The sequence below is a fragment of the Micromonospora sp. CPCC 206171 genome (assembly GCF_036906755.1).
In the GTDB taxonomy this organism is placed as follows: domain Bacteria; phylum Actinomycetota; class Actinomycetes; order Mycobacteriales; family Micromonosporaceae; genus Micromonospora; species Micromonospora purpureochromogenes.
On the sequence record NZ_JBAKHT010000015.1, the window covers coordinates 100,622 to 122,596 of the forward strand.

A 21,975-nucleotide genomic window follows, 5' to 3' on the forward strand; every position below is an offset into this window, starting at 1 on the left:
CCCGGACCGCGGCGAGGGCGGGTGCGCGGACATCCGGCTGCCGGGCCGGCCCGCCTGTTCCTCGCCGGTGGTTTCGGGTACCCGGGGCGAATGGCGGAACTGCTCGAGGACGGCGACATCTACTTCCTCTACCGTCCCCGGGTCGAGGAGGAGCACGTCGACTCCCTGGCGGAGGTGCAGCGGCTGCTGGTGGTGATGCACCCGTGGCGGGGGCGACATCTGCGGCTGCTGATAATCGGACGTAAACGCCTGCCCGACATCGAGGAGCACGACCGCTTCTGGGCGTTCGTCGACGCGGTGGTGGACCGGCCCGAGCAGCTGCACGAGGCCCTGCAGGCGCACACGTACCGGACGAGGACCCGCGGCGAGCGGGGGCAGCCGCCGGCCCGGCCCGTGGCGGAGGGCGCGTACGTGATCGCCCGGCACGACGACCACACCCACCTCGCGTACGAACTCGAACTTCCGCTGCGGCTCGGCGAGGCGCAGCACGAGCTGAGCATCGAGCCGGAGCCGAGCTACATCGTCACGGTGAAGAACCCGCAGGCGCCCTCCCCGCCCGGGGTCGGCCTCCGCGGCTCCCGGAAGGTCACGCTGCCCGCCGCGCTGCAGAAGAAGTTCCACGGTCGTCGCTTCGCCCCGCTCGACCCGCCCGGCTTCCTCGACCACCCGGGGACCGAACTCGTACTCATCGGCGCCGCCCACGACGCGTCCGAGGAGCTGGAGATCGACCTGGACGCGGAGGTCGAGCGGGCGGCCCGGAGCACCATCTTCGGGGACCTGCGGATCGGCCGCCGGGAGCGTCCGGTCGCTCCGCTGTTCACCGGCGAGTGGGCCTGAGCCCGCAGTCAGCGGTCCGGGCTGTCCGCCGCCGCCATCACCCGCAACGCGTTCGCGTCCACCCCGACCCGGATCGGCGTCGTGCCGCACAACTCGCCGTCCACCTCGACCCGCGCCGGCCGGTCGGTCTCCAGCCACAGCTCGCCCACCGCGAGGAAGGGCTCGTCGCGCAGCGTCCGCCGGTGCCCGGTGGCCGCGTTCCGCACGGTGGCGCGGATCAGCCCCCGCCGCGTCGCCCCACCGACCGGGTACGCGACCAGCAGCCGGTCGTCGGCGTCGGCGTCCGCGGTGATCGGCCGGCCGGCGTGGAACCCGCCGTTGGCCACGTAGAGCTGGTGGGTGACCAGTTCGTGCGTGCTGTCGCCGGCGCGGACGGTGGCCCGCAGCGGCCGGTGCCGGCCCAGCAGCGCCAGGGCGGTCAGCGGGTACGCGAGCCGACCGGAGACCCGCTTCAGCCGCGGCGGCGTCCGGAGCATGATGTCGGCGGAGAGGCCCACGCCGACGTGGTTGGTGAACCGCCGTTCGCCGGCGATCCCGAGGTCGACGTCGATGACCTTGCCCTGGGTGAGGATCGCGATGGCGTCGTCCAGGTCCAGCGGGACGCCGACGGTGCGGGCGAAGTTGTTGGTGGTGCCCAGCGGCAGCAGGCCGAGCGCGATGTCCCGGTGGGCCAGCAACCGCCCGGCGGTGCTGAGCGTACCGTCGCCGCCGCCCACGACCAGCACGTCGGGCTTCAGGTCGGCAGCCGCGGCGACGCTCTCCTCCAGTTGCCCGGGCCGGTCGGTCCGGTACGTGCCGAGCAGGTCGAAGCCGGCGGCGACCAACCTGGCCCGGGCCCGCTCGCAGTGTTCCCGGCCGCGGCGGGAGCCCGCGTTGATGACCAGTGCCGCCTTCCGGTCCCGCCGGATGGCCGCGGTCAGCTCCTGCTTCGTCCGCATGAACCCCGACCCTATATCCCGCCGGACCGTCGTCCGCTCCGTTGGCAAGCGTCGACTGCGCGACGGGGCTGAAGCCGGGCGAGGGCGGGGTGCCGAGCAGACACGTCAGCTGTCGCAGGCGGGCGCATGACCACCCGTCGTAAGCCGGGCATGTTTCGTCAGGTCGCCGCCACCCGGCCCGCCGGCGCTGTGCCGGGTGGCGCTGGCCCCCGTCACCCCGGCGACGGGGTGCGCCCCGGCTCCGGGCTGCGGGACGGCTTGGGGCTGCGGGACGGCTCCGGGCTCCGGGACGGGCTCGACTTGGGCGATCCAGTGGGCGTCGGCGTCGGCTTCGCGGTCGGGCTGGCGGTCGCGGTCGCGGTCGGCGTCGGCTGCGCCGAGGTCGGCTTCGGTGCCGCCGGGGCGGTGGGCGACGGGGTGTCGTCCGGGAACGCCGGCTCCTGGAACCGGTACTTGTCCGGGTCGAGTTTGAGTGCGGCGGTGGCCTGTTCCATGAACTGCCGCCAGATCGGCCCGGGGCCGGTGGACCCGTAGACGTCGTAGCTGCCGTCGGAGGTCTTCAGCGGCTTGCCGTCGACGGTGCCGAGCCAGACCGCGGCGGCCAGGGCGCCCGTGTAGCCGACCATCCAGGTGTGCACGTTCTGGGTGGTGCTCGTCCCGGCCTGCCAGGTGCCGGTCTTGCCGGCGGAGTCCCAGCCGTTGTCCAGCTTGGCCGCCTTCACCCGGCTCAGCGTCCAGTTGAGCTGGTTGACCGCCTCCCGGTCGAGCCCGATGTCGGTCTGCACCAGCTGTTCGTCGAGGATCTTGTCGTCGCCCTTGGTGACCGAGCGGACGAAGTGCGCGTCGGCCCGCTTCCCGCCGGCGGCGAAGGTCGCCATCCCGTTGGCGTGGTCCTGCACGGTGATGCCGTACTGCCCGATGCCGACCTCGGTGGAGAAGTGCCGCGCCAGCTCCTCACCCGAGTGGCCGCGCAGTTCGATCCGCTTCGGCCGCGGGTTGCCCTTCTCGTTGGCCCACATCGAGTCGACGCCGGCCTTGGTGGCCATGTCGATCACCTTGGCCGTGCCGAGTTGCTCGGTGAGTGCGAAGTAGGTGACGTTGAGCGAGGCGACGGTGGCCTCCCACAGCGCGCAGTCCGGCTGGCACGGTGCCCGCTCGGCGTTGCGGATCGGGCCGGCGGGGCTGCCCTTCGTCCGGCCGGAGGCGGGGAACTCCTTGGTCTCCGGCGAGTCGAAGTGCTGCTTCACCGAGATCTTCTCCTGCACGGCCGTGGCCAGGTCGTACACCTTGAACGACGACCCCGGCGGGTGCTGGCCGAAGCCGCGGGCCTCGCCGTTCTCGTCCTGGTACCAGCCGGCGTAGTCGGCGCCGGAACCGTCGCTGCCGCCGTGGTAGCCGAGCACCCGGCCGGTGCCGGGTTCCACCGCCACGAGCGCGGCCTGCCAGTTCTTCGGCTGCCCGCGGACCGCCTCGGGGGCGGTGTCGCGGCGGATGTCGGCGGCCGCGTCGGCGGCGTCCTGGACCCGCTTGTCGATGGTGGTGACGATCTTGAAGCCGCCGTTGCGGATGTAGTCGGCGGGCTTGCCCTGGAACGGCTCGGTCTGCCGCAGCTCGCTGAGCACGTGGTTGACCACCAGGCCGGTCGGCCGGTCGAGGTTGGACCGGCCCGCGGCGGGATCCAGCGGCTTCACCGTGTCCGGGTACGCCAGGTTGGCCGCCTCGTCCGCCGACAGGTAGCCCAGCTTGACCATGCCGTCGCGGATGTAGTTCCACCGGTCGATCGAGTTCTGCCGCGCCAGCGGACTGCGCTGCGGATCGTAGCCGGGGTTGCCCTCGGGGTCGTCCGGGTCGGCCTCCGGCTGCTTCACCATGGCGCAGAGCACCATCGCCTCCGCCGTGGTCAGCTGGTTCGCCGCCGGCGCGTCGCGGCGCACCGTCTTGCCGAAGTACGCCTGCGCGGCCGCCTCGATGCCGTACGAGCCCCGCCCGAACGGCACGGTGTTCAGGTAGAAGCCGAGGATCTCCTCCTTGCTGTACTTGTCGTCGAGCTTCCACGCGATCACCGCCTCGCGGAGCTTGCGCGAGTAGGAGACGCCCTTGAGGTCGGCGGCCACCCGGGCGTACTGCTGGGTGATCGTCGACGCGCCCTGGCGCTGGCCGCCGGTGACGTTCGACCAGGCGGCGCGCAGCACCCCGCTGAAGTCGATGCCCTCGTTGGTCCAGAACGTGCGGTCCTCGGTCGCCACGATCGCCTGCTTGGCGGCGTCGTTCATCTCCGGGTAGGGCACGATCGTGCGGTTCTCCGTGCCGAGCTTCGCCATCGGGGTGCGACCGTCGGCGAAGTAGACCGTGGTCGACTCCGGCAGCTCCAGGTCGGTGGGCGTGGGCACGCTGTCGACGTAGTACGCCCCGGCGGTGAGTCCGGTGCCGGCGAGCAGCGCGAGCACGGCCAGGACGATCAGCAGGCGCCGGCGCCGCCGTTTCCGCGCCGTCGGAGCGACGGTCGATCCGGACACGGTGGCGGCGCTGTCGTTGTTACCGGTAGCAGACACCCGCACCCGGTACCCAGCGGCCGGCCTGCCGAATCTTGACCGGCCCGCTGCCGCGAGTTCTCCCGTTCCGGACCGCTTGATCCGCCGGTCAGGTCATGATGACCGGGTGCCCCGCTGGCGGTGGTGCGGTGAACGGGGGAGCGGTCGTGCAGGACGTAACGGTCGAGCCGGTGGTCACCGGCGCACAGGTGCCCGGCCTGGCCGAGATGGTGTGGGACAACGCCCGAGAAGTGCCCGACCTGGTGCAGTTCGTCCGTCCGGATCCGATTTCCCGGTCGTGGCCGGCGCGCCGGTCCGTGCAGGGCCGAGCGCTGCCGGTGACGTGCGAGCAGTTCCGCGACGACGTGCTCACCCTCGCGCGCGGGTTCGTCGCCGCCGGTGTCGCCCACGGCGACCGGGTCGCTCTGATGAGCCGCACCCGCTACGAGTGGAGCCTCGTCGACTACGCGCTGTGGTCCGTCGGCGCGGTCACCGTTCCCGTCTACGAGACCTCCAGCGACGAGCAGTTGGGGTGGATCCTGTCGGACTCGGGTGCGGTGGGGTGTGTGGTGGAGACCGCCGCGCACGACGCGATGCTGGCCGGCCTGCGCGACGACCTGCCGGCGCTGCGCCAGACGTGGCAGATCGACGGTGGCGGGCTGATCGCCCTGGCGGGGCAGGGCCGCACCGTCGACGACGGGCAGGTCGAGGCGCGGCGGCGGGCGGTGTCGGGTGGGGACCTGGCCACGATCGTCTACACCAGCGGCACGACCGGCCGGCCGAAGGGCTGCGCGCTGACCCACCGCAACATCTACTGCGACGTCACCAACGCGACCTCGGTGCTGCCGGAGCTGTTGCATCCGGGCGCGTCGACGGTGTTGTTCCTGCCGCTGGCGCACGTGTTCGCCCGACTGATCCAGGTGGGTGTGGTCCGCACCCGCGCGACCATGGTGCACAGCGCGGACCCGGGCCGGGTCTTCGAGCAGCTGCGCAAGTGCCGCCCGACGTTCATCCTCGCGGTGCCGCGGGTGTTCGAGAAGATGTACGCCAGGGCCAAACGGCGCGCCGAGGACAGCCGCCGGGGACGGCTGTTCGCCGTCGCGGACGCCGTCGCCGTGCGCTACAGCCGCGCCCTGGACACCGAGCGAGGTCCGAACATCCTGCTGCGGCTGGCGCGCGCGGCGTGCGACGTGCTGGCGTACCGGACGTTGCGCGCCGCCCTCGGCGGACGGTGCCGGCTGGCGATGTCCGGCGGTGCGCCGCTGGAGCAGCGGCTGGCGCACTTCTTCCGCGGCGCCGGCATCACCGTACTGGAGGGGTACGGGCTGACCGAGACGGCTCCGGCGGTGACGGCGAACGTGCCCTCGGCGATGCGGATCGGCACCGTCGGCCGCCCGCTGCCCGGCGTGGAGATCCGCATCGCCGACGACGGGGAGGTGCTCGTCCGCGGCGAGATGGTCTTCTCCGGTTACTGGAACAACCCCGACGCCACCCGGGCGACCCTCACCGACGACGGCTGGCTGCGCACCGGGGACCTCGGCAGCCTCGACCCCGACGGCTACCTGCGCATCACCGGCCGGATCAAGGAGATCATCGTGACGGCGGCGGGGAAGAACCTCGCCCCCGCTCCGATCGAGGAGCAGGTTCGCGCGCACCCCCTGGTCGGCCAGTGCATGCTCGTCGGCAACGACCGCCCGTACGTGATCGCCCTGGTCACCATCGATCCACCGGCCTGGCAGCGGTGGCGGGTCGCCCATGGCCACCCCGACGCGGACGTGGCCGACCTGCGGGACGACCCCGAGCTGCGCCAGGAGATCCAGACCGCGGTCGACCGGGCCAACGAGTCGGTGTCCAAGGCGGAACAGATCAAGCAGTTCCGCATCCTGCCCCGGGATTTCACCGAAGCCGACGGGGAGCTCACGCCCACCTTGAAGATCAAACGCGAGGCGGTCCAGGAGCGTTACGCCGCTGACATCGAGGCGCTCTACCGCGGCCACTGACCCCGCCTGGCCGCCCGCCGCCGCCCGACTGATCGCGAGATCGTCGCGCCGCCGGCCGCGGCCTGCGCGGCGAGCGCCGCGCAGCTGTCGGGAACGCCGAGTCGGCGCGTGATCGCCCGTCCCGCCCGTAGGACGGGCGCGGCTCAGAGCCAGGGCAGCGGGTCGACCGGACGGCCGCCGAGACGTACCTCGAAGTGCAGGTGCGGGCCGGTGGAGGCGCCGGTCGACCCGACCAGCCCGATCACCTGGCCGGCGCGGACCCGCTGGCCGGGCGACACCAGCAGCCGGGATTGGTGGCCGTAGCAGGTGGACAGTCGCTGCCCGTCCGCCCGGCCGTGGGCGATGCAGGTGTAGTTGCCGTAGCCGCCGTACCAGCCGACGCGCGAGACGCGGCCGTCGGCGGCCGCCAGGATCGGGGTGCCGGTCGGGGCGGCGAGATCGATACCCGGGTGCAGCTGCCAGACCCGGTAGTACGGGTCGAACCGGGTGCCGAACCGGCTGGTGAGTCGGCCCGCCAGTGGTTGGCCGAGCCGGCCGCGACCGACCGTGGCGACGGTGCGGGCCGGTGCCGCGACGGCGGGCGTGGCGGGCAGGGCGCGTACCCGACGGTCGATCTCCTGCCGGAGCCGGGTCTCCTCCTGCCGGCGGCGGACGAGTTCGGCCTGACCGGAGGTGATCGCGCCGGAGAGCGCGACGGCGCGGCCGGTGGGGGTGTCCGCGACGTCCGCGGCGTCCGCCACGGCCAACGGCGAGGCCGGATCCGCGTCCCCGCCGGCGGTCAGGGTGGTCAGCAGGTGCAGCACCGGATCCGGCGCACGCCGCACCTTGGCGAGGTCGGCGCGGGTCCGGGCGAGGGTGTTCTCCAGGTACTGGATCCGGTGCTGGACGTCGCCGAGCGCGGCGACCTGGCGGGCCTGGGGCGTGCCGGCGGCGTCCACCGGCGGCTGCGGGTAGAGGTCGGCGCCGGGGTCGCCGGCGATGAGCGCGGGGGCCGATCCGGGGTCCACCATCGACCCGCCGCTGCCGGGTGGACCCGGGACGCCCACCTGCGGTGGCGGGCCGCCGGTCGGCGGGGTGGTCCCGGGTGGCGCCGTCGGCGACGCGGTGGCCGGCGGGCGGGTCGGCGGCTTGACCGTGGGCGGCTTCAGGGGCGGCAGCGTCACCTTCGGCGGTTCGATCGGCGGCAGCGACACGGGCAGCGACGGGCTCGGCAGGGGCAGCAGGGTCGGCAGGGGCAGTGGTCCCCGCGCTGCGCTCTGCGCCCCGGCGCTGGCCGCTCCGGCGTCCAGGCACAGGGCCGTCATCATCAGCGTGGCGGACCCGGCGACGGTCGCCAGCGTGGCCCGCCTCCACCAGCGTTGCTCCATGCCGTACTCCTGCCGCCGGTCCGTGTCCCGTCCCCCTGCTACATCGTTTCCGGGTGCCTGGTCGTTACAGCGGATCGGCGGGCGGCGGGCCCGGACGCCGCCGCAGCCGCCGACGGGCCAGCAGCGCCGCCGCCGCGACCGCGCCGGCCACCGCCGCCGCGACGGCGGGCACCCGCATCGACCGTCCGGGCGGCCGGTCCTCGCTCGCCATGGCCGGCGATCGCGGCGGCGGGTCGGTGGGCGTGGCCGTCGCCCCCGGGAGCAGGTAGGCATTGCTGGTGGTCCGGGCGCCCGTCGCGGTGGTCTCCGCCGAGGTGACATCGACCCGGTTGCGGACCACCGTGCCCGGCGGCGCACCCGGGCGGACCCGCCCGGAGATCGTGATTCGCGGCGCCGCTCCGGCGCCCAGGCGCAGGTCACCGAGGTCACAGACGACGGTACGCGGGGACGCCGCGCACCGACCGGGCTCGGCCCGGGCGGTGACACCGTCGAGATCGACCGTCGTGGTGAACGTGACCCGCGTTGTCGTGAGGGTGCCGCTGCCGGAGACCGTGACGGTGTGGGTGACCTGTTGGCCGGGCAGCGCGCCGAACGGTGCCGACGTCAACACCGGTGCGGCGTCCGGCGACGGCGACGGCGTCGGAACAGCCGTTGCCAGGGCGGCCATCAGGCCCACCGCGGGCGCTGCGATCGACTCCCACATGGGCACACTGTAGGCCGACGCGACCGCAGGCGCTGAGCCGGCGATCAGAGTTGACGGTAACGGATCCGGCGGGCCCGGAGGCGGTCCGCCGGGTCGACGTCGAGCAGGGTGGCCAGCTCGTACGCCAGTACCGCTCCCAGTCGGTCGAGGAATGCCGCGGGCTCGTCGGCGGCGTCGGGTCGCTCGGCCACGATCCGGTCCACGATGCCCCTTGCCCGCAGGTCCTGTGCGCGGATGCCCTGCGCGGCGGCGACCTGCGGCGCCCGCTCGACGGTGCGATAAAGGATCGCCGACGCACCCTCCGGCGGCAGCGGCGAGAGCCAGCCGTGCGCTGCGGCGATGACCCGGTCGGCCGGCAGCAGGGCCAGGGCCGCGCCGCCGCTGCCCTGACCCAACAACACGCACAGGGTCGGCACCGGCAGGGTGACGAGATCGGCAAGGCACTGGGCGATCTCTCCGGCCAGGCCACCCTCCTCGGCCTGTGGTGACAGGGCGGCGCCCGGCGTGTCGACAACGGTGACGACGGGCAGGCCCAACTCTGCGGCGAGCTTGAACCCCCGCCGGACGGCCCGCAGGCCGGCGGGGTCGGGCGGGCTGTCGCGCCGGTCGTGTCCGACGACCACGGCGGGGGCTTCCCCGAAGCGGGCCAGCGCCACGATCACACCGGCTCCGGTTTCGCCGCTCTGGGTGCCGTGCAACGGCACGACATCCCGGCCGGCGTGTCTGAGCAGTCGGCGGATTCCGGGACGGTCAGCCCGGCGGGATCGCCGGACGGCGTCCCAGGCGGTGGCTTCGCCGGGCGGGTCTTCCCTCGGGATCGGCGGAGGGGGGAGGCGGCGCGGCGCGGCGAGAGTGGCCAGCGCTCGCTCGGCCAGCGGCGCCACCTGCTCCGGTGCGACGACCGCGTCGATCAGACCGTGTTTGTGGAGGTTCTCGGCGACCTGCACCCCGGCCGGGAACGGCGAGCCGGTCAGCGCCTCGTGCACCTTCGGCCCCAGGAAGCCGATCAGCGCGCCCGGCTCGGCGACTGTCAGGTGCCCGAGGGACCCCCACGACGCGTACACGCCGCCGGTCGTCGGGTGCCGCAGATATACGAGGTATGGCAGCCCCGCACCCTTGTGGGCGGTGATCGCCTGGCTGATCTTGACCATCTGCAGGAACGCGATCGAGCCCTCCTGCATTCGGGTGCCGCCACTCGCGGGCGCGGCGAGCAACGGAATCCGCTCGGCGGTCGCCCGCTCGACGGCCCGGGTGAGCCGCTCGGCCGCCGCGACGCCGATCGAGCCGCCGAGAAACGCGAACTCGCCGGCGATGACGGCGACCCGCCGTCCGCCGAGCCGGCCCGCGCCGGTGATGACCGCCTCGTCGACGCCGGTGGTCCGGCGCGCGGCGGCCAGGGCAGCCGCATGGTCGGTGTCGAGCGGGGCCGGATCGGCAACCGCCTCATCCCACGACAACCACGTGCCGGGGTCGATGACCAGTTCGATGAGGTCCCGTGCCGATCTCCTCACCCCCGGTCGGCCCCCGCGTGCGGGCGGCCGCCGGAGAGCTGTGCACAGCCCGGACCGCGGTCGATGAATGACTCCGCACCGGTGCGCCGGCTCCGCAGTGTCGGGCACAGTGCTTCCGAGGCAGCCTGGTTGCCAGCCATGATCACACCATAGTCGTGGCGACTCCCGCGATGAGAGACCTTGAAGATCGGTCCTCGGGGTCCCGCGCAGGGGAGGCCTTCCACCGGTCGACGCCTGTCGTCAGTCGACCAGCTCGGCGATCTGGCGCAGCTGCCGTGGCCCGCCCTGCACCAGCAGGGTGGTGATCACGGTCTCGCGCCACCGCTGCAGCTCGTCCTTGATCTTGGCGGCCGGTCCGATCAGCGCGATGTCCTCCACCAGCGCGGTCGGCACGGCGGCGATGGCCGCCTGCTTGTCGCCCGCCAGGTACGCCTCGGTGATGACGTCGCACTCCCGCTCGTATCCGAGGCGGGCGATGACGTCCCGGTGGAAGTTGGCCGACTTGGCACCCATGCCGCCGACGTACAGCGCGACGAACGGCCGGATCCGGTCGGCCGCCCGCTCCACGTCGTCGTCGACGACGATCGGCACGGTCGCGGCGATCTCGAACTCCTTCGGGCCGCGGCGGGCGCCCGGTCGGGCGAAACCCTCGGCCAGCGCGGCGCGGTAGAAGCCGTCCGCCTTGGGGGAGAAGAACAACGGCAGCCAGCCGTCGGCGATCTCGGCGGCCAGCGCCACGTTCTTCGGCCCCTCGGCGGCGAGGAAGATGGGGATGTCGGTGCGCAGCGGGTGGACGGTCGACTTCAGCGGCTTGCCCAGGCCGGTGCCGCCGCGCTGCGGCAGCTGGTAGAACTCGCCGTCGTACTGGACCGGGCCGCTGCGGGCGAGGACAGCGCGGATGATCTCGATGTACTCCCGGGTGCGGGCCAGCGGCCGGGGGTAGGGCTGGCCGTACCATCCCTCCACGACCTGCGGGCCCGAGGCGCCGAGCCCGAGGATGAACCGGCCGCCGGACAGGTGGTCGAGGGTGAGCGCCGCCATCGCGGCGGCGGTCGGCGTGCGGGCCGACATCTGCATGATGTTGGTGCCCAGCCGCACGCGGGAGGTGCTGGCGCCCCACCAGGCCAGCGGGGTCAGGCAGTCCGACCCGTACGCCTCGGCGGCCCAGACGGAGTCGAAGCCGAGGCGGTCGGCCTCCGCGATGGCGTCCGTGACGCCGGCGGGTGGGCCGGAGGACCAGTAGCCGGTGGTGTACCCGAGTTTCATCGCGCGGCCTTCCGTGTCACGGGGCGATGCCGTCGGCGGCGAGACCGGCGACGACCGCCTCGCTCAACGTGGTGACGGCGGAGAGTGGGCGGACCATGACCGTGAACTCCTCGATCAGACCGTCGTCGTCGAGCTGGAGCAGGTCGAGGCCGTGGATCTGCTTGCCGCGCACGGTCGCGCGGAAGATGAGGATGTGCGACTCGACCGCCCGGCCCGCCGGGCCGATCTCGGCCTCGCCGGCCAGCTGTCCGACGTACCGGAAGTCCTCGAAGGTGCGCAGGAGGACGCCGAGGAGCCCGTGAACGGCCGGCGCCCCCTGAAACGGCGTGAACTTCACCGGGCTGAAGAAGCGGACGTCCGGGCTGAACAGCCCGTCGAACGCGGCCAGGTCCCCGGTCTCGACGGCGGAACGGAACCGCTCGACAGTCGTCACGGCGGCCTCCCTATAGTCAACAATAGGAGTAGTCATATCACTGACTATGCGGCGAGGGAAGTGGGAGGTGTGGCCGATGGCGTTGCGCCACGCGGTGCTGGCGGCCCTGCTCGACGGCGAGTACAGCGGGTATCAGCTGGCCAAGGCCTTCGATGTGTCGCTGTCGAACTTCTGGTACGCGGTGCCCCAGCAGCTCTACGCCGAGCTCGCCAAACTGGAGCGCGAGGGGCTGATCTCCGGCCGGCAGGTCATCCAGCACGACCGGCCCAACAAGCGACTGTTCACGGTCACCGACGCCGGCCTCGCGGAGCTGGCCGCGTTCACCGCGACGCCGTCGAAGCCGTCGTCCATCCGGGAGGATCTGCTCGTCATGGTCCAGGCCGTCGACCGGCTGGACCCGGCCCCGGTCATCGTCCAGCTCGAGGAGCGTGCGGTCACGGCGGCGGCGAAGGTGGAGATCTTCGATCGGATGCTGCAGCGGCTACGTGGCGAACTGGACGAGGAGACGTTCCTGCGCGAGGGCGACCGGATCGGGCCGTACCTGACCTGCCTACGCGGCCGCCGGTTCGAGCAGGAGAACCGCGAGTGGTGCGAGCAGGTCGCGGCGCTGTTGCGCGCCCGGGCGCCGCTGCCGGGGTGACGCCGCCAGCAGTGCCATCAGCGCAGCGCCTCCGAACGCCGCGGGGCACGCGGTAGGCCGAGGCGACCGTGGGCGCTGAACCGGCGATCAGGGTACGGCCCCGCCTGTCCCCGGTGGCGGTCGCCGGTCGGCGGACGGGGCGACCCGGGCGCGGTCACCGCCCGCTCAGCGGCTGGTCGGTGGGCAGAGCAGCCGCTGCACCAGTGGCAGCTTCAGGGGTTCGAGGCAGAGGTCGACCATGGGGGCCTCGGGCGCCGGTGACGCGGTGGTCGGGCTGGGCGCGGTGGTCGGCGGCGGCGTCGTCGTCGGGGGCGGCGTGGTGGTCGGGGGCGGCGTGGACGTCGGGGCCGGCGCGGTGGTCGGGGCGGGGCCCGGAACTCGATCCGTCGGCGCGTCCCCTGTCGCGGGGGCGGCCACGCTCGTCCGGGGCCGGCGCGGCACCGGTCCCGCCACGCGGGGAGTGCCGCCGTCGGTGGGCGCGGTGGTCGTCGGGCCGGTCGGCGAGGGGGCCGGGCCGCTGTCCGGGGCTTCCGGCGTGGCGGGGGTGCTCGGGGTGGTGCCGCGCTCGGCGGCCGGCCGGTCGGTGCCGGCGGTGCCGCTGGCCCCGAGAGCCGCCCGGTAGGGCGGGCCGGCCTGCTCGATCGACGACGTGCCGGCGGACAGCGTCGCGTACGCCAGCGTGACGACGGCGGCGGCGGCGGCGACCGCCGGGCGGTCGGGGCGCACCGCGGTCAGCGGGGCCCGGGCCGGGTCGGCCGGTACCGGTGGCGTCGGCCGCGTGTGCCGGTGCCCGGCCAGCAGGGCGTCGACCTGCGCGGCGACGGCGGCCCGCTGCCCGGTGGCGGCCGCGAAGGCGAGGGTCAGGTAGAAGCGGAAGTTCACGGTGGCGTTGGCCGGTACGCGCAGCCCGGCGAGCGGACCCCCGTCGGCGGTGTGCAGCAGGGTCAGTGGGACGTCGGGGTGGTGTGCCGGCCCCACCATGTCCGCGTACGTCCATTCCCGGCAGCTCGCGCCGCCGGAGAAGACGACCCGGTGGTTGGTCACGACGGCCATCCCCGCGTCGACGACCCGCACGCCCGTCGGCAGCCCGGGCCGGGGCGGGTGCGCGCCCGGCGCCGTGACGGTCAACTCCGGCGCGGGCAGCCCGACGATGTGCCGCGCCCCCGCCTCGGCCAGCTCCGCGGTCGGCAGCACCCGGTAGACGACCTCGTCGCGGCCCAGGTCCATCGGCAGGCCGTCCCGCGGGTGCGCGTACCCGTGGAAGCCGGCGGCCTCGATCCGCAGCCGGACCAGGTGGTCGTTGCGCCGGCGCCAGGCTGCGGTCGCGCTGTCGAACGCGCGCCGGCGGCGCTCGTTCTCGCGCTCTGCCCAGCTGACCCGCCATCGGGGTGTCCGGGCCGGCATGGTGGTGGGTGAGTGTGCCGTCACGTCCAGTACAACCCCTCGCGCCGCGCCAGGACACGCGCCGGGGATCGATGCGTACCTTTAGCTCCGAAAGGAGAGATTTGGCCCGCCGGCCCACGAGCGCCGGCCCGGGGCCGGGGTCGGCGGTGTTATTCGGTTGCCGGCCGGCGGACGCGCTGGTCGACTGGCCGGGTCACGCAACCGACCGCGAAGGATCAGAGATGCGCGCTGCGTTCATGTCCACCCACCTGGGAATGATCATCAACCCGAAGGACATGACGCTCCGTGAAGACCTTGAACATCGGCATCCTCGCGCATGTTGACGCCGGCAAGACCAGCCTGACCGAACGCCTGCTGCACGCCGTCGGCGTCATCGACGACCTGGGCAGCGTGGACGACGGCACCACCCGCACCGACTCGATGGCCCTGGAGCGGCAACGCGGCATCACCATCCGGTCCGCGGTGGCCTCCTTCGTCGTCGACGGGGTCACGGTCAACCTCATCGACACCCCCGGCCACCCCGACTTCATCGCCGAGGTGGAACGGGTCCTCGACCTGCTCGACGGTGTGGTGCTCGTGGTCTCCGCCGTCGAGGGCGTGCAGGCCCAGACCCGGGTGCTGATGCGTACGCTCCAGCGGCTGCGCCTGCCGACCCTGATCTTCATCAACAAGATCGACCGGGCCGGTGCCGATCCCGGCCGGGTGCTGCGCGACCTCGCCGCCCGGCTCACCCCCGCCGTGGTGGCGACGGGCGCGGTGCACGGCGCCGGTACGCCGGCGGCCCGCTGCGTACCCCACCGCGACACCGACCCGGGCTTCACCCGGCGGCTGCTCGACCTGCTCACCGCGCACGACGACGCGCTGCTGACCGAGTACGTCGAGGACGAGCGGCGACTGACCGGACGGCGGCTGCGCCGGGCCCTCGCGGCGCAGACCCGACAGGCGCTGGTCCACCCGGTGTTCGCCGGCTCCGCGATCACCGGCGCGGGCGTGGCACCCCTGATCGCCGGCCTCACCGAACTGTTGCCGGTGGCCGAGGAGGGCGCCGACGGCCCGACCTCCGGCACCGTCTTCAAGGTGCAGCGGGGCCCCTCGGGCGAGCGGATCGCCTACGTCCGGCTCTTCGGTGGCACCGTACGGGTGCGGGACCGGCTGCCGGTCGGTGCGGGACGCCTCGCCACGGTCACCGGGATCGAGGTCTTCGACCGCGGCGCGACCGTCCGCGACGACGCCGTCGGCGCCGGCCGGATCGCGCTGCTGCGCGGCCTCGGCGACGTCCGGATCGGCGACCCGGTCGGGGCGGCGCGGCCCACGGCATCCACCGGCGGCCGCCACTTCGCCCTGCCCACCCTGGAGACCGTCGTCGTGCCGGAGCGGGAGGCGGAGCGGGGCGCCCTGCACGCCGCGCTCACCCAGCTCGCCGAACAGGACCCGTTGATCAACGTGCGGGTCGACGAGCTGCGGCGGGAGATCACCGTCTCGCTCTACGGCGAGGTCCAGAAGGAGGTCATCCAGGCGACGCTCGCCGAGGAGTACGGCGTGGCGGTCGGCTTCCGGGAGACGACGACGGTCTTCGTGGAACGGCTGGTCGGCACCGGGGCGGCGGTCGAGCTGATCGGGGTGGTGCCCAACCCGTTCCTGGCCACCGTGGGTCTGCGCGTGGCGCCCACGGCGACCGGCACGGGGTTCGGCTTCCGGCTCGGCGTCGAACTCGGCTCGATGCCGCCCGCCTTCTTCACCGCGGTCGAGGAGACCGTCCGGGCGACGCTGCGCCAGGGGCTGCGCGGCTGGCAGGTCCTCGACTGCGAGGTGACGATGACCCACGCCGGGTACTGGGCCCGGCAGAGCCACTCGCACGGCACCTTCGACAAGAGCATGTCCAGCACCGCCGGGGACTTCCGCAACCTCACCCCGCTGGTGCTGGTCGAGGCGCTGCGGCGCGCCGGCACCCGGGTGGCGGAGCCGATGCACCGGTTCCGGCTGGAGCTCCCGGGCGACGCGCTCAGCGCCGTCCTGCCCGTGCTGGCCAGGCTGGACGCGGTGCCCCACGCGACGCTGGCACGGGGCTCGTCGTACGTGGTCGAGGGCGACGTCCCGGCGCGGCGGGTGCACGCCGTGCAGCAGCGCCTGCCGACGCTGACCCGGGGTGAGGGCATCTTCGAGTCCACCTTCGACCACCACCGCCCGGTCCACGGCGAGCCGCCCACCCGCCCCCGCACCGACCACGACCCGACCGACCGGAAGGAGTACCTGCTGGCCGTCGCCCGCCGGGTGACGGCGCGGCGGGGCGAGCGGTGACGGGTGCCCCGGATCGGGGCACCCGTCGGGTCGGCCCGCCGCTCAGGCCAGGTCGAGCTGCACCGTGGCGATCTCCCAGGCGCGCAACGGCAGCCGGACCAGACCGTCGGCGTCGACGCTCAGCCGTTCGCCCGGCCGGCCGAGCAGGTCGGCCCGCCACGCCCCCCGGACAGCCCGCCCGGCCCCGATGACCGCCCCGGTGTCGGTCGGGGTCTCGGCCACCACCCGCACCTCGACCCGGCCCTGCCGGTCCCGGACGCTGGTGAGCGCCACCCCCGGACCGGTCACCGACAGCCCGGTGGCCGGGGCCGGCAGCGCGACGGACGGCGGCGCCGTGCCGGCGAAGGCCAGCGGCTCGTGCCGGTACGCCTCGGCCGCCTCGGTCACCCCCGCCCCGTGCCACCCGCCCCGGAACGGCAGCACCGCCAGCTCGACGGTCCGCTCGCCCCGGCACTGCGCCGACGGGGTGGGCAGCTGCGGTCCGGCCGGCTCGTCACGCAGCGCGTGCCGGTTGCGCGACAGCATCCCGATCGACCGCAGCACCGTCAGGGCCAGCTCGCGCCCGGCGTCGGTCAGCTCGTACTCGGTGGGCTGGGTCAGCAGCACCGCCAGCGTGCCGTCCGACCCGCCGGCGGCCACGAACCCGGACGCCGGGAACGTCGGCAGCGGCACCTCACCGCCGCCGCCCTCCGCGGTCAGCCCGCGCTCCACCACCGCGAACTGGCCCTCGGCGTACGACGTGCGGGCCGGGGACGGCAGCGGCAGGTGCAGCCGCACCCGGTGGTCGTCGCAGCGGTTGTCGAACTCGATCCGCAGCCGGGCGAACCGCTCGCCGGAGCGCAGCTCGACCCGGGTGGTGACCGCCACGGCCTCCCGGTCCACCGCGCGGGAGCCGGCGTCCACGTCGGCCGCCACCGGCCAGCGGTACTCGCGGACCACGTCCACCACGGCCACCAGCGGACCCGCGGGCCGCACCACCGTGCGTACCGCGCGCGGCTTGTCGACCAGCTCGTCGGCGGCCGGCGGGGCGTAGTTGTAGCTGTCGCCCACGTCGCCGCCGTCGACGATCCGGCCCACCCCGTCCACCGTGACGCCGTCCCGGGTGGACAGCCGCAGCGTGCCGTCCTCGGCGACGTCGACGCGCAGCAGTCCGTTGTCCAGGCTCCGGTCGGCGACGGTGACCGGGGCGGTCAGCGGGGCGGCGCCGGCCGGCAGCGGGACCGGCCGCACCGCGGCGTGGCCGAGCGCAGGCACGTCGACCAGCGCGGCGACGGTCAGCCGGGGCGCGGCGAGGATGCGGACCCGCCAGTGGTCCGGCCGGCCGGCGTCGGCCAGTGCCAGCCGGACGTCCTCCACGTCGAAGGCGGGGTCGCCGTGCCGGGCCACCTCGAAGGTGAGGGTGGCGTCGGCCGGCGACACCGACCACCGGGTGACCTCCTGGCCGTAGAGCTCCCGGCCGTGCACCCGGGTGAGCACCCCGGGCAGGTCGACGGCCGGCACCAGGTCGTCGGCGAGCAGCGTCCGGGCCCGGTCGAGGACCTGCGCGGCCACCGTCGTGCCGTCCGCGCCGGCGAGCCCCACCGCCGCGCCGTCGGGCGCCTCGACGTCGAGGCGCACCAGCGCGGTCCGGGCGGTCGGGCCGGGGTTGAACACCAGGTACCCGTCGCGCGGCACGGCGGCGGCCAGCCGGGCCCCGACCAGGTCGCAGACCGCCCGGCCGAGCTGGTCGGCCTCGGCCAGCCGGGCGGCCACCTGCTCGGCGGTCTCGTCGCAGCCGCACCCGGTCACCGAGTCGTGGCAGCTCGCGTCGATCAGCCGGGTCCACGCCATGTCCAGGAAGCGCTGCACGGACCGGTCGTGCCAGAGCGCGGCGAGCGGTTCGGCGTACCGCTCGACCCGGCGCTCGGCGCGACCCATCGCCTGCTTCAGGTGGGCGCGCACGGAGATCACGCCGGGCAGGATGTTCGCCCGGGCGTGCGAGCGCAGCTCCCCGCGTACGGTGGGCAGCCCGTCCACGGTGGTCGGCTGGGCGGCGAAGTACTCGGCGAGCGTGCCGAGCCGGAACCGGATGCCGTCGACGTCGGCGGCGGCGAGCAGGTCGGGGGCGTCCGGGGCCGGCGCGGCGTGGTCGGTGCCGTACATGGCCAGGGTCGGGCCGGTGGCGCCCTCGGGTCGCCAGCCGCCGAGCCGGTCGGCCAGGTCGGTGGCCCGGCGGGTGACCAGGGCGGCGTCGTCCATCAGGCCGGCCGCGTTGCCGTACCCGCCGGGCAGGTACTCGGTGCGCACCGTGGTGCCGTCCGGCGCCTGCCAGGCGAACGCGTGGGTGCGGACCCGGTCGGGTACGCCCCGGAACACGCAGGCGTGGGCCAGCCCGGCCCCGGCCAGCAGCTGCGGCATCTGGGCGATGTGGCCGAACATGTCGGGCAGGTAGCCGACCGGCATGGCCCCGCCCAGCTCCGCGCTGCGGGTCAGCCCGCGCTCCAGGTTGCGGACGATGTTCTCGCCGGAGCAGAGGAACTCGTCGAGCAGGATCTGCCACGGCCCGACCGCCAGCCGTCCGGCGCGGACCAGGGCGATCACCTGCTCGCGCCGCTCCGGGCGCACCTCCAGGTAGTCGTCGACCGCGGCGAGCTGCCCGTCGAGGGTGAACCGCTGCCGCTCGTCGCGTTCCATCCGGTCGAACACGTCGTCCAGCAGCGCCACCAGCCGCAGCCGGAACCGCTGGAACGGCTCGTACCACTCCCGGTCCCAGTGGGTGTGCGGCACGACGATGATGTCGGTCGGTCGTGTCATGAGCTGGCCGCCTCTCCGCCGATCGCCGCCCCGGTCAGCTCACCGAAGCGGCGCACCACCTGTTGGCTGGTCCGTACGTCGGTCGCGCCCTCGGCGATCCCGGTCAGCGGCGGCGCGCCTGCGGTGACCATCGCGTGGAAGGCGACCAGCTCCTGCTCGAACGCCTCGGTCACCGACCGGAACGCCGCCCGCCGCTCGCCGTCGCCGTGCGTCTCCACCAGGGTCAACGTGGTGGGCGCGTTGAGCAGGTACGGCGACGGGAAGACCAGTTCCAGCGAGCCCCGGGCGTGGTGCAGGGTCACCGTCTCCCGGTAGGCCGGGTAGTCGGGCAGGTTGAGCCAGCGGATGCCGTAGCGGGCCCCGCCCGGCAGCCGCCCGCTGATCTCCACCGACGGCTCCGCCGGCCCGTCCGGCGCCAGCGGCCAGGTCGCGACGTGCTCCACGCTGGCCGGCGCGCCGGTGAAGAGCCGCAGCAGGGACAGGTCGTGGGAGATGCTGTTGATCAGGATCTGGTAGAGGGTGCGGGCGCCCGGGTCACCGCCGACCGCGGCGTCGAGCAGCGCGGTGTCGGCGGCGCGCAGCCGGGCCACCTCGCCGGGCGGCACGTCCGCGGGGGCCGGGGGCAGGTTGGCGAAGGCGAGCTGCCGGTCGCCGCCGGCGTGCAGCACGCTCACCTCCACGGCGTGGATCCGCTCGGCCCCGCCCCACTCGTCGAGCAGCCGGGCGGCCTCGGTCACCGCCGGGTCGTACTGCTTCATGTAGCCGACCATCAGCGCCGGCGCGCCGCCGCTCAGCTCGGTCAGCCGGGCCGCTTCCGCCAGCGTGTAGGCCAGCGGCTTCTCGCAGAGCACCGGCAGGCCCGCGCGCAGCGCCGCCGCGGCCAGCTCACCGTGCGAGCCGGAGGTCGCCAGCAGCAGCGCGTCGTACCCGCCGTCGGCCAGCATCGCGGCGGCGTCGGTGTACCGGCGGCCCGGCTCGATGCCGTACCGGCCGCCCAGCTCGGCCACCCGGGTGGGGGAGAGGTCGCCGAGCGCGACGATCTCGAACAGGTCGGCGCGGCGTTGCAGCAGCGGCAGGTGCACCGTACGGGCGATGATGCCCAGCCCGGCGACGGCGATCCGGATCCGCTTGCCCGGTTCGGTCATCGCAGCGCCTCCTCGAGCCAGCGCCGGTTGGCGCGCTGGTCGGCCAGCGTCCGGTCGAGGTCCCGCCCGTGCGCCGGCGCGTCCTGTTCGATCACCAGCCAGCCGGTGTAGCCGATGGCGTCGAGGCCGGCGAGCACCCCGGCGAAGTCGACGTCGCCGGCGCCCAGGGCGCAGAAGCCACCGGCGGCGACCACGTCGGCCAGGCCACCGCCGGCCGCCCGGACCCGCTCGTGGACCGCCAGGTCGGCGTCCTTGAGGTGCACCTGCCCGATCCGGCCGGCCCACCGGTGGACCGCCGCGACCGGGTCTCCGCCGGCCAGCAGCAGGTGCCCGGTGTCCAGGCAGACCGCGATGTCGGTGAGTTCGAGCAGCCGATCGGCCTCGGCCTCGGTCTCCACGTCGGTGCCGAGGTGGTAGTGGAACACCGGTTCCAGTCCCCGGTCCCGGCACCGGTCGGCGGCCTGCTGCACCCGGGCGGCGAACTCCGGCCAGGCGGTGGCCGGCAGCACCGAGGTGAGGTCGGGTGGGGTGCCGGGCCGGGCCATCCGGCCGGGGTTGCCGGGACAGGCCAGGGTGGGCCGGGGGGCGAACCGGGCGTCGTCGGCCGGTACGGCGGTGAACGCGTCGAGCGCCGCGTCGAGCTGGACCAGGTCCGCGCCGAAGCCGTCCGGGTCGGTGTAGCGCAGGTCGACCCAGCCGCCGGCGAGCCCGATGCCGGTCGCCGCGAGCCGGCCGGCCAGCGCCTCGCCGGTGCCGAGGTAGCCGATCGGGCCGGAGTCCACCCCGTCGTACCCGTCGCGGGACAGGGCCGCGAGCAGGTCGTCCGGGTCGAGGAGCGGGTCGTCGTGCTGGTAGATGCCGTGGTTGACCGGTGCGCCGGCCACCCGGGTGCGTTCGCTCAGCTGCACAGTGCGACCACCTCCATACGGTGCGATTCCAGGACGTGCAGGCCTTCGCCGGCCGGGAGCCGGCACCGGTCGCCGTGGACCACGCGGTGACTGCCGTCGGGGTAGCCGAGCAGCGTGCCGTCCGCGTCGAGGGCGAGCAGTTCGTCGCCGAGGCGCAGCAGCAGCGGCGCGTCGGAGCCGGCGGACACGGCGGTACGACCGGCCCGCAGCGCGTCGAGCACGGCCGCCTGCGGCTCGCGGTCCTCGTCGACCAGCAGCCAGGTGGTGGGGGAGCCGGGCGGCGCGTCGTCGCCGGGGCGGTGGAAGTCGCTGCCCCCGATCGGCACCACGTCCGGGCGCCAGGCCCGCGCCCACGCGAGCGGGGCGCCCCAGGTGCGGTCCCACCAACCGGAGTGCCACACCTCGGCCAACCGGGTACGTGTCGTCAGCGGCTGCCGCCAGGCGCAGTCGCCGCCGAGGGGGTGGTTGACCGACATCAGCCCGCCGGCCCGCTCCGCCGCGGCCAGCCACTCGTCGGGCGGCTGCCGGAAGTCGACCCAGCCGACCGGGCCGAACACGTTGGCGTGTCCCCGGTCGGTGGTCACCTCCTGCCCGGGCAGCAGGGTGAGGCCGTACCGGGCCGAGGCGGCGGGCAGCCACGGGTGGTGGCTGACGGTGTTGTGGTCGGTGACGGCGAGGAAGTCCAGGCCCCGGGCGGCGGCGAGGGCGGCCAGCTCGTCGATGGTGGCCGCGCCGTCGCTGTGCACGGTGTGCGCGTGCAGGTCCCCGGCGATCCAGCGCCGGCCGTCCACCCCGGGCAGCGCGCGGCGCGGCGGGCGGTCCGGGCGCGGTGGCGCCGCCGGCGGCGTCGGTACGTCCGGCCGGGTGGTGCCGGTGGTGGCGGTGACCTCGTAGCTCAGGCCCTCCGGCGGGATGCGGTGCAACCGGAGCAGCACCTGCCATTCGCCGGGTTCCAGCTCACCGGGCAGGTAGCCGGGGGTGGCCCAGTCGGCGGCCACCGTGTAGCCGTCGCGGGCCCCGCCGGACCAGCCCCGGAAGCCGGCCGGCCCGAGGCAGCCCAGGTCGAGCACCCCGGCCTGCCGGGGGTAGTCGAGTCGTACGGTGAGCGCGGCGGTGCCCGGCGGCACGGTGACCGGCAGGGTCCGCAGCACGTTCTCGGCGCGGTCGGCCAGCGTCCACCTGCCCCGGTGCACCGCCATGG

Annotated in this window: 16 protein-coding genes; 4 read left to right on the forward strand and 12 right to left on the reverse strand. The window is 74.6% G+C overall.

Going from position 1 to position 21,975, the window contains the following annotated elements; translation table 11 throughout:
* The first annotated feature begins 90 nt into the window (after positions 1–90).
* On the forward strand, positions 91–837 hold the full coding sequence (locus tag V6U89_RS18520) for a hypothetical protein (protein WP_334572509.1): 747 nt from the start codon (positions 91–93) through the stop codon (positions 835–837).
* Positions 838–845: 8 nt separating this feature from the next.
* Here V6U89_RS18520 and V6U89_RS18525 read toward each other — a convergent pair whose 3' ends face one another.
* Positions 846–1,775 (reverse strand): diacylglycerol/lipid kinase family protein, encoded by a 930-nt coding sequence (locus V6U89_RS18525; protein ID WP_334572510.1) that lies wholly within the window; start codon positions 1,773–1,775, stop codon positions 846–848.
* A 212-nt stretch (positions 1,776–1,987) separates the two neighbouring features.
* A complete protein-coding gene (locus V6U89_RS18530) occupies positions 1,988–4,327 on the reverse strand; it encodes a transglycosylase domain-containing protein (RefSeq protein ID WP_334572511.1) in 2,340 nt (779 codons plus the stop codon).
* 146 nt (positions 4,328–4,473) lie between these two features.
* Between V6U89_RS18530 and V6U89_RS18535 the strand changes: the two genes are divergently transcribed.
* Positions 4,474–6,306 (forward strand): AMP-dependent synthetase/ligase, encoded by a 1,833-nt coding sequence (locus tag V6U89_RS18535; protein WP_334572512.1) that lies wholly within the window; start codon positions 4,474–4,476, stop codon positions 6,304–6,306.
* Between the two features lie 143 nt (positions 6,307–6,449).
* On the opposite strand, the gene V6U89_RS18540 is transcribed toward V6U89_RS18535, so the two are convergent.
* The 5 genes from V6U89_RS18540 to V6U89_RS18560 form a co-directional block, all read right to left on the reverse strand.
* On the reverse strand, positions 6,450–7,673 hold the full coding sequence (locus V6U89_RS18540) for a M23 family metallopeptidase (RefSeq protein WP_334572513.1): 1,224 nt from the start codon (positions 7,671–7,673) through the stop codon (positions 6,450–6,452).
* A 64-nt stretch (positions 7,674–7,737) separates the two neighbouring features.
* Positions 7,738–8,376: a hypothetical protein gene (locus tag V6U89_RS18545; protein WP_334572514.1), complete on the reverse strand. Its 639-nt coding sequence runs from the start codon at positions 8,374–8,376 to the stop codon at positions 7,738–7,740.
* A gap of 44 nt (positions 8,377–8,420) precedes the next feature.
* Positions 8,421–9,887 carry a carboxyl transferase domain-containing protein gene (locus V6U89_RS18550; protein WP_334572516.1) on the reverse strand — a complete coding sequence of 489 codons (1,467 nt, stop codon included), beginning with the start codon at positions 9,885–9,887 and terminating at the stop codon, positions 8,421–8,423.
* Between the two features lie 240 nt (positions 9,888–10,127).
* Entirely contained in the window at positions 10,128–11,153 is a 1,026-nt protein-coding gene (locus V6U89_RS18555) for an LLM class F420-dependent oxidoreductase (protein ID WP_334572517.1), read from the reverse strand.
* 16 nt (positions 11,154–11,169) lie between these two features.
* On the reverse strand, positions 11,170–11,586 hold the full coding sequence (locus V6U89_RS18560; RefSeq protein ID WP_334572519.1) for a nuclear transport factor 2 family protein: 417 nt from the start codon (positions 11,584–11,586) through the stop codon (positions 11,170–11,172).
* A 76-nt stretch (positions 11,587–11,662) separates the two neighbouring features.
* Here V6U89_RS18560 and V6U89_RS18565 point away from each other — a divergent pair, with 76 nt between their 5' ends.
* Positions 11,663–12,226 carry a PadR family transcriptional regulator gene (locus V6U89_RS18565; protein WP_334572520.1) on the forward strand — a complete coding sequence of 188 codons (564 nt, stop codon included), beginning with the start codon at positions 11,663–11,665 and terminating at the stop codon, positions 12,224–12,226.
* 165 nt (positions 12,227–12,391) lie between these two features.
* On the opposite strand, the gene V6U89_RS18570 is transcribed toward V6U89_RS18565, so the two are convergent.
* On the reverse strand, positions 12,392–13,654 hold the full coding sequence (locus V6U89_RS18570) for a hypothetical protein (RefSeq protein WP_334572522.1): 1,263 nt from the start codon (positions 13,652–13,654) through the stop codon (positions 12,392–12,394).
* Between the two features lie 261 nt (positions 13,655–13,915).
* On the opposite strand from V6U89_RS18570, the gene V6U89_RS18575 reads away from it, so the two are divergent.
* Positions 13,916–15,928, forward strand: a complete 2,013-nt coding sequence (locus V6U89_RS18575; protein WP_334572524.1) for a translation factor GTPase family protein — start codon at positions 13,916–13,918, stop codon at positions 15,926–15,928.
* A gap of 42 nt (positions 15,929–15,970) precedes the next feature.
* On the opposite strand, the gene V6U89_RS18580 is transcribed toward V6U89_RS18575, so the two are convergent.
* The 4 genes from V6U89_RS18580 to V6U89_RS18595 are packed head-to-tail and all read right to left on the reverse strand — an operon-like array spanning position 15,971 to position 21,973.
* Entirely contained in the window at positions 15,971–18,721 is a 2,751-nt protein-coding gene (locus V6U89_RS18580; RefSeq protein ID WP_334572525.1) for a hypothetical protein, read from the reverse strand.
* The gene (locus V6U89_RS18585; protein ID WP_334572526.1) at positions 18,718–19,866 is read right to left on the reverse strand and encodes a Gfo/Idh/MocA family protein; all 1,149 of its coding nucleotides are present in this window, start codon (positions 19,864–19,866) and stop codon (positions 18,718–18,720) included. The genes V6U89_RS18580 and V6U89_RS18585 overlap by 4 nt, the downstream gene beginning before the upstream one ends.
* Positions 19,863–20,774, reverse strand: coding sequence for a sugar phosphate isomerase/epimerase family protein (locus tag V6U89_RS18590; RefSeq protein WP_334572527.1), 912 nt, complete (start codon positions 20,772–20,774; stop codon positions 19,863–19,865). The genes V6U89_RS18585 and V6U89_RS18590 overlap by 4 nt, the downstream gene beginning before the upstream one ends.
* Positions 20,765–21,973 carry a CehA/McbA family metallohydrolase gene (locus tag V6U89_RS18595; protein WP_334572528.1) on the reverse strand — a complete coding sequence of 403 codons (1,209 nt, stop codon included), beginning with the start codon at positions 21,971–21,973 and terminating at the stop codon, positions 20,765–20,767. Before V6U89_RS18595 ends, V6U89_RS18590 begins: the two co-directional genes overlap by 10 nt.
* Positions 21,974–21,975 lie beyond the last annotated feature (2 nt).